Annotated in this window: 15 protein-coding genes; 8 read left to right on the top strand and 7 right to left on the bottom strand. The window is 73.4% G+C overall.

Annotated features, from left to right (window positions below; translation table 11 throughout):
- Positions 1-85 precede the first annotated feature (85 nt).
- Complete coding sequence (locus Q5530_RS08005; protein WP_415361598.1) at positions 86-280, top strand: hypothetical protein; 195 nt, start codon at positions 86-88, stop codon at positions 278-280.
- Between the two features lie 28 nt (positions 281-308).
- On the opposite strand, the gene Q5530_RS08000 is transcribed toward Q5530_RS08005, so the two are convergent.
- A complete protein-coding gene (locus Q5530_RS08000; RefSeq protein WP_380642364.1) occupies positions 309-443 on the bottom strand; it encodes a DUF3072 domain-containing protein in 135 nt (44 codons plus the stop codon).
- A gap of 206 nt (positions 444-649) precedes the next feature.
- Here Q5530_RS08000 and Q5530_RS07995 point away from each other — a divergent pair, with 206 nt between their 5' ends.
- The gene (locus Q5530_RS07995) at positions 650-2,176 is read left to right on the top strand and encodes a chitinase (protein WP_415361597.1); all 1,527 of its coding nucleotides are present in this window, start codon (positions 650-652) and stop codon (positions 2,174-2,176) included.
- Positions 2,177-2,263: 87 nt separating this feature from the next.
- Here Q5530_RS07995 and Q5530_RS07990 read toward each other — a convergent pair whose 3' ends face one another.
- On the bottom strand, positions 2,264-2,854 hold the full coding sequence (locus Q5530_RS07990) for a DedA family protein (RefSeq protein WP_415361596.1): 591 nt from the start codon (positions 2,852-2,854) through the stop codon (positions 2,264-2,266).
- Positions 2,855-2,937: 83 nt separating this feature from the next.
- Between Q5530_RS07990 and Q5530_RS07985 the strand changes: the two genes are divergently transcribed.
- Complete coding sequence (locus Q5530_RS07985) at positions 2,938-3,729, top strand: hypothetical protein (protein WP_415361595.1); 792 nt, start codon at positions 2,938-2,940, stop codon at positions 3,727-3,729.
- 84 nt (positions 3,730-3,813) lie between these two features.
- Here the strand turns inward: Q5530_RS07985 and Q5530_RS07980 are convergent, their stop codons facing one another.
- Both Q5530_RS07980 and Q5530_RS07975 read right to left on the bottom strand, forming a co-directional pair.
- Positions 3,814-4,587, bottom strand: coding sequence for a hypothetical protein (locus tag Q5530_RS07980; protein WP_415361594.1), 774 nt, complete (start codon positions 4,585-4,587; stop codon positions 3,814-3,816).
- A 221-nt stretch (positions 4,588-4,808) separates the two neighbouring features.
- On the bottom strand, positions 4,809-5,429 hold the full coding sequence (locus Q5530_RS07975) for an L-threonylcarbamoyladenylate synthase (RefSeq protein ID WP_380642305.1): 621 nt from the start codon (positions 5,427-5,429) through the stop codon (positions 4,809-4,811).
- Between the two features lie 344 nt (positions 5,430-5,773).
- On the opposite strand from Q5530_RS07975, the gene Q5530_RS07970 reads away from it, so the two are divergent.
- Complete coding sequence (locus Q5530_RS07970; RefSeq protein ID WP_415361593.1) at positions 5,774-6,694, top strand: beta-propeller fold lactonase family protein; 921 nt, start codon at positions 5,774-5,776, stop codon at positions 6,692-6,694.
- A gap of 89 nt (positions 6,695-6,783) precedes the next feature.
- Complete coding sequence (locus tag Q5530_RS07965) at positions 6,784-7,593, top strand: siderophore-interacting protein (protein ID WP_415361592.1); 810 nt, start codon at positions 6,784-6,786, stop codon at positions 7,591-7,593.
- 66 nt (positions 7,594-7,659) lie between these two features.
- Here Q5530_RS07965 and Q5530_RS07960 read toward each other — a convergent pair whose 3' ends face one another.
- Positions 7,660-8,277 (bottom strand): TetR/AcrR family transcriptional regulator, encoded by a 618-nt coding sequence (locus Q5530_RS07960; RefSeq protein ID WP_415361591.1) that lies wholly within the window; start codon positions 8,275-8,277, stop codon positions 7,660-7,662.
- An 88-nt stretch (positions 8,278-8,365) separates the two neighbouring features.
- On the opposite strand from Q5530_RS07960, the gene Q5530_RS07955 reads away from it, so the two are divergent.
- Both Q5530_RS07955 and Q5530_RS07950 read left to right on the top strand, forming a co-directional pair.
- Positions 8,366-9,295 carry an NAD(P)-dependent alcohol dehydrogenase gene (locus tag Q5530_RS07955; RefSeq protein ID WP_415361590.1) on the top strand — a complete coding sequence of 310 codons (930 nt, stop codon included), beginning with the start codon at positions 8,366-8,368 and terminating at the stop codon, positions 9,293-9,295.
- 132 nt (positions 9,296-9,427) lie between these two features.
- On the top strand, positions 9,428-10,390 hold the full coding sequence (locus Q5530_RS07950) for a hypothetical protein (RefSeq protein ID WP_415361589.1): 963 nt from the start codon (positions 9,428-9,430) through the stop codon (positions 10,388-10,390).
- 1 nt (position 10,391) lies between these two features.
- Here Q5530_RS07950 and Q5530_RS07945 read toward each other — a convergent pair whose 3' ends face one another.
- Together Q5530_RS07945 and Q5530_RS07940 are read right to left on the bottom strand one after the other, a co-directional pair.
- Positions 10,392-11,573, bottom strand: coding sequence for an MFS transporter (locus Q5530_RS07945; protein ID WP_415361588.1), 1,182 nt, complete (start codon positions 11,571-11,573; stop codon positions 10,392-10,394).
- Positions 11,570-12,349, bottom strand: a complete 780-nt coding sequence (locus Q5530_RS07940) for a DeoR/GlpR family DNA-binding transcription regulator (protein WP_415361587.1) — start codon at positions 12,347-12,349, stop codon at positions 11,570-11,572. The genes Q5530_RS07945 and Q5530_RS07940 overlap by 4 nt, the downstream gene beginning before the upstream one ends.
- A gap of 282 nt (positions 12,350-12,631) precedes the next feature.
- On the opposite strand from Q5530_RS07940, the gene Q5530_RS07935 reads away from it, so the two are divergent.
- Entirely contained in the window at positions 12,632-14,587 is a 1,956-nt protein-coding gene (locus Q5530_RS07935; protein WP_415361586.1) for an endo-1,4-beta-xylanase, read from the top strand.
- The last annotated feature ends 18 nt before the right edge of the window (positions 14,588-14,605 follow it).

Below are 14,605 nucleotides of genomic sequence, written 5' to 3'. Positions count from 1 at the left end.
GTCCGGACAACGGCGCGTGTTGTCCGCGTCACGGCTCGTGTCCAGGACAAAGGTTCGCCCGCCGGCGACGGGGTACTGGCAGGTCATGAGACTGAACGTGGTGAAGAGGTCGGTGGCGGTGCTGGTGAGCGGCGCGGCCCTGTTCCTGACGCTGGGCGCCGGCTGCGAGAGCGGCGGCGGCGACGGCGACGACAACCCCGGTGTCGAGAACACCCAGGACAACGAGGGCGACGAGCAGGACGGCGAGCAGGGGGACGAGGAGGGCGACGAGGGGAACTGAGTCCCCGCGTCGCCCGTCCCGGCCGCGGTCACCGACCGCGGCCGGTCTCCTCCTGCAACTTGTCGATGAGCTGGGACGCCTCGACCTTCGTCAGGTCCTCCGGCACCTCTTCGCCGGCCTCCTGAGCCAGCGTGTTCAGGTAGGACTCCTGCGGGCCGGTCATCGGCTCGTCGCCCGTGGTCCAGTCACTCGGGTCCTTCTCCGGCGTGCGGTTCACGTCGAGTCTCCCTTCGTTCGAACGCGAGTTCGAGGTACCCACTGCGCGGACGGCCCAACCGTCGCGGCCGATCGTCGGAACTGTTGACACGCACCGGTGTGGTCCAGTCCAATTTCGGCACCTGGAGGCCGCCACCGCTGGGAGGTACGACGATGTCGCGCAGGGTCTTGTTCGCCAGGGTGGCGACGGTGGCGGCGTTGGTGGTGGGAGCGGCGGCGGTGAGCTTCGCGCCCGCCTACGCCGCCTCGGTCACCGCCACGTTCACCAAGACCGCGAGCTGGGACACCGGCTACACCGCGCAGTTCTCCGTCAAGAACGGGACGAGCGCGGCGGTGACGGGCTGGCGGGTCGAGTTCGACCTGCCGGCCGGCACCTCGGTCGGCGCCTACTGGGACGCGTTGCAGACCAACGCGAGCGGGCGGTACACCTTCACCAACCGCGACTACAACGGCACCCTCGCGCCCGGCGCCGCGGTGACGTTCGGCTTCAACGCCTCCGGCACCGCGAGCCCGGCCAACTGCCGGATCAACGGCGCGTCGTGCGCCGGTGCCCCGACGACGACCACGACCACGACGACCACCACTACGACGGCGACCACCACGACCACGACGGGCCCCACGACCACGACGGGCCCCACGACGACCACCACGGCACCGCCGCAGGGCGGCCTGCCCAAGCGGGTCCTGGTCGGCTACCTGCACGCGAGCTTCGCCAACGGCTCCGGCTACATCCGGATGAAGGACGTCTCCGACGACTGGGACATCATCAACCTGTCCTTCGCCGAGCCCACCTCCGCCACCTCCGGCGACCTGCGCTTCGCCCAGTGCCCGGTGGCCGAGTGCCCCAACGTCGAGTCCGAGGCCGAGTTCATCGCGGGCATCCGGGAGAAGCAGGCCAAGGGCAAGAAGGTGCTGATCTCCATCGGCGGCGCGAACGGGCAGGTGCAGCTGGCCACCGCGGCGGCGCGCGACGCGTTCGTCCGCTCGGCCTCGGCCATCATCGACCGGTACGGCCTGGACGGCCTGGACGTCGACTTCGAGGGCCACTCGCTCTCGCTCAACGCGGGAGACACGGACTTCCGCGCGCCCACCACGCCGGTGATCGTCAACCTGATCCAGGCGCTGAAGACCCTCAAGGCCCGCTACGGCAGCCGGTTCGTGCTGACCATGGCCCCGGAGACGTTCTTCGTCCAGGTGGGCTACCAGCACTACGGCGGCGGCAGCGGCGCGGACCCCCGGGCGGGCGCGTACCTGCCGGTGATCCACGCGCTGCGCGACGACCTGACGCTGCTGCACGTCCAGCACTACAACTCGGGGCCGATCATGGGCCTGGACAACCAGTACCACTTCATGGGCGGCCACGACTTCCACGTCAGCATGGCCGACATGGTGCTGGCGGGGTTCCCGGTGCGCGGTGACGCCACGCGGGTCTTCCCGGGCCTGCGGCAGGACCAGGTCGCCATCGGCCTGCCCGCCGGCGTCAACGCGGGCAACGGGTTCACCTCCGTGGCCGAGGTGCACCGCACGCTCGACTGCCTGGTGAAGGGCTCGAACTGCGGCACCTACAAGCCCCGGGCGGTCTACCCGGGCCTGCGCGGGCTGATGACGTGGTCGGTCAACTGGGACCGGCACAACCAGTTCGAGTTCTCCCGGTCCCACCGGGCCTACCTGTCCCGGTGACCAGACTGTCCCGGTGACCCGCCTGTCCCGGTGACCCGCCTGTCCCGGTGACTGATCGGCGCGGCCCCGCCCGGCGGCGGGGCCGCGTCACCCCCGGTGGCGCAGCCACACGACCACGGCCGCTGCCGCCACCAGGGCCGGCAGGACTTCGCTCGCCAGGCCCAACCGGTGCTCCACCACCCCGAGGCCCGCGCCCGCGCCGTACCCCAGCAGCACCACCCCGCTCGCCCACAGCAGCCCGCCCGCCGCGTTCCAGGTGGCGAAGGCGCGCAGCGGCAGGCCGCTCATCCCGGCCAGACCCGGCACCAGGGCCCGCAGCAGCGCGGTGAACCGGCCGAGGAACACCGCGGGGCCGCCGCGGCGGCGGATCAGCGCCGTGGCCCGCTCCACCGCCGCCGGGCGCACCAGCCGCCGCGGCAGGCGGCGCAGCAGGGCGTGCCCCCAGCGCCTGCCCACGAAGTAGCCCGCCAGGTCACCCAGCACCGCGCCCGCCACGCCGGCGACCAGCACCGCCCACAGCGGCGCGCCGCCCGCGTGCGCCGCCGCGCCCGCGACCAGCAGCGCCACCTCGCCGGGGAAGACCACCCCCAGCATGGTGGACGCCTCCAGGGCGGGCAGCAGGAAGGCCAGGGCGAGCACCGGGGCCGGGGGCAGGTCGCGCAGCGCGTCGAGGACCACGGACCGATCCTCCGCCGGTCCACAGTGGACTTCAAGCTAACGCGCCGGGTCCGCCGCCGATCCCAGGGTGAGGAGGTGGGCCCATGACCACCGCGATCCGCCTGTCCGCCGGCCCGGCGCGCCTGTTGCCGCCCGTCCTGCCCGCGCTGCTCCTGCTGCTCGCCGTGGTGCTCGCGCCGGTCGCGCCCGCGAAGGCGTCGAACGGCCTCTACCGGGTCGACACCCCGGAGTTCTCGGTCGTCGAGGGCTTCGAGTGCGCGCCGAGCGGCCACTCGTGCTCGGTCGTCGTGGCCGGTCGGGTCCTGACCGTCCGGGCCGAGCTGCTCAGCCCCTGCTCCGCCGAGTACGACGGCCGGTCGGTGAGCTGCCGGCCCGTCTCCCAGTACGGGCCGGCCGAACCGTGGGTCGAAGTCGGCTCGCTGGGCGTGTCGCCGGACCAGGCGCCCCGCACGCCGCTGTGGCGGGACGCGATCGACCGGTGGTGGACGATCTGGTGGCTCGGCGGGGCGCTGGGCCTGGGGCTGTTGATGGCCCTGGCGACCGCCGTGCTGTACCGGGGGCCGCGGCTGCCGGACGAGCACCAGTCGGTTCGGACGCTGGTGACCGGGGTGGTGTGCTGGTTGGTGCCCGCCGCGGCCACGCTGATCGTGGAACCCGCGGGTCGGGAGAGCATGGTGGGGGTGGTGCTGGTGGCCCCGCACTTCGTGCTGCTGCCCGCCGCGTTGATGGCGGTGTGGCAGCACCTGGCCGGTGGTCCGCAGAGCGGTCGGCTGCGCGGTCGGTTGGGGCAGGCCGCGATGGCCGCGGTGGCCACCACCCTGTACTTCGGCGGCGGGGTCATCGGGTTCGCGATGGCGGCCGGGCTGCCGGACTAGGTGGTCCGGCAGCCCGGCCGTTCAGCGGTTCGGTCTTCGGGTCTTTCGGGTTTCGGTCTTTCGGCGGCCTGGTCGTGTCGCGGGTCAGCAGCCGATCCGCTTGGTGCCCAGCGCGATGTCGTCGAACCAGAGGTCGTAGGCGCCCTCGTTCGGCTGGTACAGCTGCCAGCCGATCTTGACCGTGTCGAACCGGGGGAACAGGAAGTCGACCTGGTTGCCGCCGTGCTCCCGGGTCGACACGGTCAGGTCCGGCTTGGGCTTGCCGTCGAACCACAGCTCGACCCGGTTGTCCGAGGCGTCCATCCGCCACTCGACGCACTGCCACCGGCCCGCCTCGGAGGGGGCCGACTCGCGCCAGTTCGTCCAGTCGCCGGTGGGCCCGCCGTCCGCGCCGACGCCCCACAGGGGCCGGTCCAGGGTCGGCACGTACTGGCCGCCCAGCGGGCGGACGACCTCCGGGCCGTCGCCGGTGGCCTCGACGAGCGTGTAGTGCGCCCAGTCCGGGGCGGTGGGGAACGCCTCGACCTTCACCCGGACCCGGCCGTAGAAGCTGTTGCCGGGCGCGGCGAAGTCGTCGACCTTGAGGAACGCCCGGCCGTTGCGCTCGGCGCGCACGTGCAGGACCTTCTGGCCGCGGCGGTCGCGCTCGACCTCCAGCGAGCCGTTCCTGGTGTCCACGCCCCAGTTCAGGCTGGTGCCCGCGCCGGTGGGCACGCGCTGGAAGTCCTCGCAGAACAGCAGGTCGGTCTTGGCGCACGTGGTGAGCCGCTGGTGGGTCGGGCCGGAGGCGGCGGCGACCGGCAGGGCGATGACCGACAGCAGGGCGGCGAGGACCGCCGAGGACAACCGTTTCCGCACGTCTGGCTCCTTCTGCGCTGAGGGGGCAGGAGAGGAAGTTAGCCGTTCTGGGAACGCTCCCATACCTCCGGGCGGCGGAACCGGGGTGGACGGGCTTCGGGGCCGGGACGGGCGGTGGCCGGCGCTGGTGGGGCCGAGGGTCGGGCCGGTGGGCCGGAGCCGGTGGGATGAGAGCGGCGGCCCACCACCAGCCGCCTGTGGTCGGACCGGGAGCCCGAGGGCTACTCGAAGCGCGAGGGGTCGCCCGCCCCGCGCCGGACGATCTCCGGCTCACCCTGCGAGAAGTCCACCACGGTGGTCGGCTCGGTGCCGCAGTCGCCGGAGTCCAGCACCGCGTCCACCACGTGGTCCAGGCGCTCCTTGATCTCCCAGCCCTGCACCAGCGGCTCGTCCTGGTCCGGCAGCAGCAGCGTGCTGGACAGCAGCGGCTCGCCCAGCTCCGCCAGCAGCGCCTGCGCCACCGCGTGGTTCGGGATGCGAGCGCCCACCGTCTTCTTCTTCGGGTGCAGCAGGCGGCGCGGCACCTCGGTGGTGGCCGGGAGGATGAACGTGTAGCTGCCCGGCGTGGCCGCCTTGATCGCCCGGAACACCGCGTTGTCCACGTGCACGAACTGGCCCAGCTGCGCGAAGTCCCGGCACATCAGGGTGAAGTGGTGCTTGTCGTCCAGGTGGCGGATCTGCCGGATGCGGTCCAGGCCGTCCTTGTTGCCCAGCCGGCTGCCCAGCGCGTAGCAGGAGTCGGTGGGGTAGGCGACGAGCCCGTCGTCCTTGATCAGCGCGACCACCTGGTCGATGGCCCTGCGCTGGGGGTTGACCGGGTGCACGTCGAAGTACCTCGCCATGCCGGGAGCCTAGTCCCCCGAACGGTCGAGCACGGGAGGGCCCGGCCGGCTCGTCCGCCCGGGGCTGCCCGTTCCCGCCCGTGATCGGCTCCGCTCGCGCCGACCAAACCCGATCGCCACTTTCGCGCGAAACATGTGCCCACCGAGGTGACCACGCCCGTTCTCACTCTGCGACACCTGTTGCTAGGCCGTTAGTGTCCGGCGTTGGGCTGTATCAGTGAAAGGCATCGAGGGAACGCGACATGTTTTCGCAGATGAGCGCAATGACCTTCTACTCAAAGTTTTCCGCTCGACCTTCCGCACGAGGTTGTCTCACTCGAACAGGCGTTGTCGCATTGCTCCTCGTGTCGCTCTTGACACCGGCGTCGGCCGCTGAGGACCGGTGGCCGGCCCGCGTCCAGGTGTTCGTCGCCAACAGCGCCTCGAACACCGTCACCGCCTACGACACCCGGCTCGGGCAGGTGGTGGCGACGGTGCCGGTGGGGCCGGGTCCGGTGGGTGTGGGCGCGGCCCCCGGCGGCGACCGGGTGTACGTGACCAACGAGCAGGGCGCCTCCCTGTCGGTGATCAACCCGCGGACCTACGAGGTGGTGGCGACCGTGCCGGTCGGGCAGCACCCCTTCGGCGTGGCGGCCACGCCGACCCGCGCGTACGTGACCAACTTCGGCTCCGACACGGTCACCGTCGTCGACACCGCCACGAACAGGCCGCTGCGGGACATCCCGGTCGGCCGGTTCCCGCACACCCCGGCGGTGAGCCCGAACGGCAAGCTCGTCTACGTCACCAACAACGGCGGCCAGAGCGTGACCGTGATCAGCACGCGCAACGACGAACCGGTGGCCACCATCCCGGTCGGCCGCTTCCCGGCGGGCGTCGCCTTCAGCCCGGACGGCGAACGGGCCTACGTGGCGAACACCGGCTCGAACACCGTGACCGTCATCGACGTCGACCGCGGCCGGGCGATCGACACCGACGCGGTGGGCCGCGCGCCGATGGGGGTCTCGGTCACCCCGCGCGGCCGGGTGTACGTGGCCAACGCCGGCGACGACACGGTGTCGGTGCTCAACCGGTCCGGTGAGCCGGTCGGCCCGGCCGTGCCCGTCGGCAAGCAGCCCGAGGGCTCCGCGGCCAGCCCCGACGACAGCTTCGTCTACGTGACCAACTCCAGGTCGGACTCGATGTCGGTCATCGACGCGTCCAGCGGGTCGGTGGTGGCGACCGTGCCCGTGGGGAAGGAACCGGAGGGCCTCGTCGTGACGTCCTGAGGCGGCGCGGGGGCGTCCCGGCTCACTTAGGCGACCCTAACGTACCGTGGGGGTGATTGCGCTGACCGAGTGAACCGAGGAGTGCGCGGATGGCCCATCACGGCCAGGTGGTGCGGACCGAGTGGATCGCGCCCGGGATGATCCGGGTCGTGCTCGGCGGGAACGGGCTCGCGGACTTCGCGACCGGTCCGCACACCGACAGCTACGTCAAGCTGATCTTCCCGCAGGAGGGCGTGACCTACCCGGAGCCGTTCGACCTCGCGGCCGCCCGGGAGGCCCTGCCGCGCGACCAGTGGCCCCGCACGCGCACCTACACGGTCCGCCGGTGGGACCCCGACACCCGCGAGCTGTGGATCGACTTCGTGGTGCACGGGGATTCGGGGATCGCCGGGCCGTGGGCGGCTCGGGCCCGGCCCGGCGACGTGCTGCGCTTCGCCGGGCCCGGCGGCGCCTACGCGCCCGACCCGACCGCCGATTGGCACCTGCTGGCCGGTGACGAGAGCGCCTGGCCCGCCATCGCGGCGGCCGTGGAGGCCCTGCCGGCGGGCGCGCGGGCCACGGTGGTCGTCGAGGTCGGCGGACCGGCGGACCGGCAGGTCGTGTCCACGGCGGGCGACGTGGACCTGGTGTGGCTGCACCGGGCCGGCCGGCCGCGCGGTCGGGCGGTCGTCGAGGCGGTCGGCAAGCTGGACTTCCCGGCCGGCGTGGTGCAGGTGTTCGTGCACGGCGAGGCGACCATGGTCAAGGAGCTGCGCGGTCACCTGCGGCTGGACCGGGGCGTGCCGCGCGAGCGGATGTCGATCTCCGGCTACTGGCGGCTGGGCGCGGACGAGGACGGGTGGCAGTCGTCCAAGCGCGAGTGGAACCAGCAGGTCGAGCAGGAGCAGGAGCGGGAGTAGGCCCGGGGCGGGAGTGGCGGGAGCGGACCGGGGCGGGAGCAGGTCCGAGAGCAGGCCGGGGGCGGGTCAGCCCAGCGCGTCCGCCAGGCCCAGGGGCGTGGCGGGCGGCAGCGGCCCGTCCGCCTGGAACGCCTGGAGGAAGTAGGCCACCAGCCGTCGCGAGGCGATGAGGGTCGCCTCCACCGTGCCGGCCACGATGCCGCCGTTGGCCATCATCAGCAGCACGAGGTCGTCGGCCACGAAGTCGGCGCGCAGCCGCCCGGCGGCCTTGGCGCGCCGCGCCAGCTCGGCGAACGCCTCCTCGGCCCGGGTGCGCTCCCGCGCCACCGGGAGGGCGTCCGGGAACGCCGCCAGGAAGGCCGCGCTGAACCCCCGGTCCACCGCCTGCATCGCGCACAGCTCGCCGACCACGACGCAGAACCCGCGCCACGGGTCCGGGTCCTCCAGGGCGTCGTGCACGACCGAGGTGCACGAGGCGAACTGGTCCGCGAACACCGCGGTGACCAGGGCCTCCTTGGTGGGGAAGCGCCGGTAGAGGGTCGCCGCGCCGACGCCGGCGCGCCGCGCGATGGTGGTCATCGGCACGTCCAGGCCCTCGGCCGCGAACGCCTCTCGGGCCACGGCGAGCACCCGGTTCCGGTTGGCCAGCGCGTCCACGCGCAACTGAGTCGGTTCACCGGCCACGACTCTCACTTTAGCCCGCGCGGAAGACATCCCCCGGTGCCCGGTGCTAGAAGTGGAAGGTAGTTTCCACTTAGTGCGGAGGGTGACGATGCGCGCAGCGCTCTACGACCGGTTCGGCCCGCCGGAGGTGCTCCACGAGGGCACCGTGCCGGAACCGGCCGTCCCGCCGGGCCACGTGCTGGTCCGGGTGCACGGGGCCAGCGTGAACGGCGGTGAGCTGCTGCTGAGGTCCGGCCGGTTGGGGCCGCTGCTCGGCCGGCGCTTCCCGAAGCTGGTCGGCGTGGACTTCGCGGGCGAGGTCGTCCGAGGCCCCGGCTACGAGCCCGGCGCCCTCGTGTGGGGCGGGCTGCCGCGCGGCAGGTTCGGCGCCGCCGCCGAGTACGTCGCCGTCCACCCGAGGCAGCTCGCCCTCGCCCCGACCGGGCTCGACCCGGTGCGCGCCGCCGCGCTGCCGGCCGTCGGCACCACCGCCATCACCGCCCTGCGCGATCAAGCGCGCCTGCGCGCGGGTGAGCGGCTGCTGGTGCGCGGCGCGAGCGGCGGCGTGGGCAGCGTCGCGGTCCAGCTGGGCAAGGCCCACGGCGCGCACGTCACGGCGCTGGCGAGCGCGCGCAACCTCGACGCGGTGCGCGAGCTGGGCGCCGACGAGGTGGTGGACTACGCGGCCGACCCGGCCGGGCTGGGCCGGTTCGACGTCGTCCTCGACACCTACGGCGGCTCGCCGCGCGCCTACCGCCGGCTGCTCGCGCCGGGCGGCCGCATGGTGGGCATCGCCTTCCGCTCGGCGGGCGACCTCGCCTACGTGCTGGCGTCCGCGGTGTTTGGGTCGCGGCGGGTGCGGTTCTTCAGCGGCAACCCGCGGCACGAGCTGTTCGCCGACCTGACCGCGCTGGTCGAGCGCGGCGCGGTCCGGCCCGTGATCGAGGCGGTGCACCCGCTCTCGCGCATCGCCGACGCCCACCGCGCGCTGGAGGCGGGCGGCGGGCACGGCAAGCACGTCATCCGGGTGAGCGGCTGACCACGCTGCGCTCACGGGGGTAACGCCGAACGGGGCCGACCGATGGTCAGGCATACACCCGTTCGGCACCTGGAGTGGGCAGTGATCGAGAACTCGTCGGCCGGCTTGGTGATGTTGCCGGGAGAGGCCACCGTGACGGTGACCCGGGAGGAACACCACCAGGCCGCCTTGAGCCCGTACGACGTCGTCCCCGGCGCGCACCGCCGCGTCGCGGTCGAGCTGGGGTGGTGCACGGTCGGCACGGGCAAGCACCGCGGCCGGCGCGTGGTCGAGGTCCTGCTGGACGGCCGGCGGGTCGGCGAGCTGACGCACCTGATGTCCCAGCGCTACGCCGGGTTGGTGAGCCAGGTGGCCGACCGGGGCGGCCGGCCCGGGTGCGAGGCGGTGGTGCAGCGGGGCCCCCGCGGGCTGGAGGTCCTGCTGCGCCTGCCGCGCGACGCGGAGGGCGTGCTCCCGCTGATGCCGCCGCAGCCGACCACCGCGTTCGGCGCGGTGCCGCCGCTTCCGCCCGTGTCGACCGCCGCGTTCGGGACGGTGCCGCCGCAGCACACCGCCGCGTTCGCCGCCGGGCCGCCGCTCCCGCCAGTGCCGAAGAAGCCCCGCCGTCCGGTGTGGATCGCGGTGGGGATCGTCGCCCTGCTGTTCGCCTTCATCGGCGCCCTGACCGACGACGACAAGCCGACGAGCACGGCGGCCGACCTGAGCACCGCGGCGGCCGCGACGACCACGGCCCGGCCGACCACCACGCCGCCGCCGAGCACCACGACCACCACGACGACCACCACCACCACGACTACGACCACCACCACGACGACCGTGGCGCCGGCCCCGCAGCCGAAGCCCCAGCCGCAACCTCAGCCGCAACCCAAACCGCAGCCCCAGCCCCAGCCGCAACCCAAACCGCAGCCGCAGCCGCAGCCCGCGCCCAACAACGGCTGCCACGCCAGCTACACGCCGTGCGTGCCGATCTCCAGCGACGTCGACTGCGCGGGCGGCAGCGGCAACGGGCCCGCCTACGTCAGCGGGCCGGTCACCGTCATCGGTCCCGACGTCTACGGCCTGGACCACGACAAGGACGGCACGGGCTGCGAGTAGGTCAGCCGACGGGCTCCTCGGCCGGCGCCGACCGAGGAGCCAGCACGTCCGCGAACACCGCCGCCACCACGCACAGCACCACGGGCACGGCGAACGCGGCGTTCAGCGGGATCCAGTGCGCCAGGCCGCCGATCAGCGCCGGGCCGGCCAGCAGGCCCACGTAACCCAGCCCGACGACCCGCGCCATCAGCGCCCCGGACGCCCGCGGGTCGAGGTTGCCCGCCGCGCTGAACAGCTGCGGCACGCTGCCCGACAGGCCCAGGCCGAACAGCGCCCAGCCGGCCAGGGCCAGCGGCAGCCACGGCGTGAACACCACGAGGGTCAGGCCGACCGCGGCGAGCGCCGACCCGTACCGGACGATGGCCACCGGGCCGACCCGCGCGGCGACCCGGTCGGTGGCGAACCGGCCGGCGGTCATCGCGACCGCGAACGAGCCGTAGGCGAACGCGGCGGTGCTCGTGGACGTGCCGAGGACGTCCTCGGAGTGCAGCGCCGCCCAGTCGTTGGCCACGCCCTCGGCGAGCATCATCGCGAACGCGATGGCACCCAGCAGCCAGACGAGCTTGCGCGACGGCCTGGCCGACGGCGCGGCCTCGGTGCTCCCGGGCTGCTCCGGCTCGGGCGTCGCGTCGATCACGAACCGGGCGGCTGCCAGCGAGACGACCACGCAGACCGCGCCGACCGAGCCGAGCGTCACCGCGGTCGGCACCCCGGCGGCCAGCGTGCCCGCGCCGACCAGGGCGGCCAGCGCGCCGCCGATCGACCACATCGCGTGGAACGCCGCCATGATCGGGCGCGGGTAGGCGCGTTCCACCACCACGGCGTGGGAGTTCATCGCCACGTCGATGGTGCCGTTGCCGAAGCCGAGGCAGAACAGCGCGATCCCGAGCGTCCACCAGGAGTCGGCCAGGCCGGGACCGACCAGCGCCAGGCCCAGCAGCACGCCCGCCGCGGGCAGCAGGCGGCGCTGGCCGAAGCGGTCGGCCAGGGGACCGGCGACCTGCATCCCCAGGAACGCGGCGGCGCCCAGCACGAGCAGCAGCCCGCCCAGCGCGCTGTGGGTGATGCCGGTGGCGCGTTCGACGTTGGGGATGTGCACCACCCACATCCCGACGGCGAACCCGTTGAGGGTGAAGTAGGTCCAGGTCGCGACGCGCGCGGCACGGGGCAGGGGGTGGGTCACGGGTTCTCCTGTGCGGGTTGGGCGACGTGCACCAGCACACCGCGCGCGGCCAGCTCGGCGCGCTGGTCCTCCGGCGCGGTGGTGTCGGTGACGAGCACGTCGGGCCGGTCGGCCGGGCAGACGTGGGCCATGGCGGTGCGGTCCCACTTGCTGCCGTCGGCCAGCGCGATGGTGCGGGCGGACACCGCGAGCGCCTGCTGCTTGACCTCCGCGTCGGCCAGGTCGTGGGCGGTGAGCCCGCCGGTGGTGCTCAGCGCGCAGGGGCTGAGCACGGCCACGTCGAAGCGCAGCGCCCGCAGCGAGGCCAGCGCCAGCGGGCCGACCAGGGCCAGCTCGCCGGGCCGGGGCTCGCCGCCGGGCAGCAGCAGCCGCACCCCGGGCGCGTCCAGCAGCTCGCGGACCGCGTGCAGCGACAGCGGCATGACCGCGAGCGACCGCTCGCGCAGCAGCCGCGCCACCTCCAGGGTCGTGGTGCCGCTGTCGAGCAGGACGGTCTCGCCGTCCCGGATCAGCTCGACCGCGGCGGCGGCGATCGCGCGCTTGGCGGCGGCGGCCGAGGTGGCGCGGGCGGCGAACGGCGGTTCGACGCCCGAGGGGGTGGCGGGCACCGCGCCGCCGTGCACCCGGCGCAGCACGCCGCTCGCGGCGAGCAGGTCGAGGTCGCGGCGGATGGTCATCTCCGACGCCCCGGTGGCCACCGCCAGCTCCACCACGGCGACCTGGGTCGACGTGCGGAGCCGTTCCACGATCACCCGGTGCCGGTCGGCGCTCTTCACCCGGTGATGGTGACAAGGGGATGTGCGTTCGAACAAGTTATTTGTTAGAACGCTCATAGTGGCTTGGTGGGGAGGGGCCGCTCGCGCGCGGGTGTCCGCACCCTTCCGGAGGGGTGGACCGCACGGGGAGCAGGCTCCTGGCGATGTGCGCGAGCGTGGTGGCGGCCGTACCCGACAGCCGGCCGGTTGGTCTGAACGGGGCCTGGCCGGCGATTGATCGCCTCCCTATCGTTCGAACCGACTGGGAGCGCTCCCAGTCGGTTCACGGGAGAGGGATTCTCGATGAGGAGAGTTCTCGCCGGTGCGCTCGCCACCTCCGTCGTCGCCGCGCTGGTCGCGGTCGCGCAGGTCGGTCCGGGCGCCGCCGCGGCGGATGACCCGGTCGTGGTCGTCACCAGCACGTTCGAGGACGCCACGACGCAGGGCTGGGCGCCGCGCGGCGGCCACGCCGTCGAGGTCGGCACCGCCGTGGCCCACGGCGGCACGCACAGCCTCGCCGCCACCGGCCGCACCCAGAACTGGGAGGGCCCGACGCTCGACCTGCTCGACGAGGTCGACCCGGGCACCAGGTACGAGCTGTCGGTCTGGGTCCGGCTCGCGGCGGGCGAGGCGGCCACGCAGGCGCGGCTGTCCGTCGAGCGCCGCACCGCCGGCACCCCGTCCTACGACCAGGTGGTGAGCGGCACCGACGTCACCGCCGACGGCTGGGTCAACCTCCGGGGCAGCTACACCCTCGCCGCCGACGTCGACTTCCTCGCCGCCTACGTCGAGCTGACCAGCGCCACCGCGTCGCTGCACATCGACGACTTCACCCTCTCCTACACGCCGCTGCCCCCGATCCAGACCGACATCCCGTCGGTGAAGGACGCGCTGGCCGACCACTTCGAGGCCGTCGGCGCGGCGGTCGAGCCCGCGCAGCTCCTGGGCAACCACGGCCAACTGCTCGCCAAGCACTTCAACTCCCTCACCCCGGGCAACCAGCTCAAGTGGGACGCCACCGAGCCCACCGAGGGGACGTTCCGGTTCGCCGACGCCGACGCGCTGGTGGCGTTCGCGCGGGCCAACGGCATGGCGGTGCGCGGCCACACCCTCGTCTGGCACCAGCAGACGCCCGCCTGGGTGTTCCGGGACGCCGCGGGCGCGGACATGACCGCCACCCCGGCGAACAAGGCGCTGCTGCTGGCCCGCCTGGAGGCGCACATCCGCGCCGTGGTCGGCCACTTCGGCGACGACATCGGCGTGTGGGACGTGGTCAACGAGGTCATCGACGAGACCCAGGCCGACGGCCTGCGCCGCAGCCGGTGGTTCGAGATCGCCGGGCTCGACTACGTCCGCACGGCCTTCCGGGTGGCCCGCGAGGTCGCGCCGGACGCGGTGCTGGTGATCAACGACTACAACACCAACGTCCCGGCCAAGCGGGACAGGTTGCACGACCTGGTGGCGCAGCTGCGGGCCGAGGGCGTGCCGGTGGACGCGGTCGGGCACCAGATGCACGTCAACGTGCAGTGGCCGTCGGTCGCCGAGACCGAGGCGATGATCACCAAGTTCGCGCCGCTCGGGGTGGACCAGCAGATCACCGAGATGGACATCTCCGTCTACACGGACAACAGCCAGTCCTACCCGACCCCGCCGGCCGAGGTGCTGCTGGCGCAGGCGCACCGCTACCGCGACCTGTTCGAGGTCTTCAAGCGGCACTCCGGCGAGATCAGCTCGGTGACCCTGTGGGGCCTGGCCGACGACAACACCTGGCTCGACAGCTTCCCGGTGACCCGCAAGGACCACCCGCTGCTGTTCGACACCCGCCTCCAGGCCAAGGACGCCTACTGGGGCGTGGTGGACCCGAGCCAGATCGGCGGCCCGACCACCACGACGACGACAACCACCACCACCACGACCACGACGGACTCCCCGCCGCCCGCGAGCTGCGCGGTGTCCTACGACATCGCGGGCCAGTGGCAGAACGGCTTCCAGGGCTCGGTCCGCATCACCAACCGCGGCACCGCGCCCATCGACAGGTGGACGCTCACCTGGCACTACGCCAACGGCCAGCGGGTCACCCAGCTCTGGAACGGCGCCTTCCGCCAGTCCGGCGGGCAGGTCACCGTGGACCACGTCGGGTGGAACCACCTGATCCCGGCCGGCGGCTCGACGTCGATCGGCTTCCTCGGCACCTGGTCGGGCGTGAACACCAAGCCGACCGCGTTCACCCTCAACGGCCTGGCCTGCCGGCTCGGCTAGCACGGGCCCCTCGGTGGG

Origin of the sequence: Saccharothrix sp. BKS2 (genome assembly GCF_047689505.1) — a bacterium.
GTDB lineage: Bacteria > Actinomycetota > Actinomycetes > Mycobacteriales > Pseudonocardiaceae > Actinosynnema > Actinosynnema lopnurensis.
Note: the sequence above shows the minus strand (reverse complement) of the source record. Positions and strands in the feature narration are given on the sequence as shown.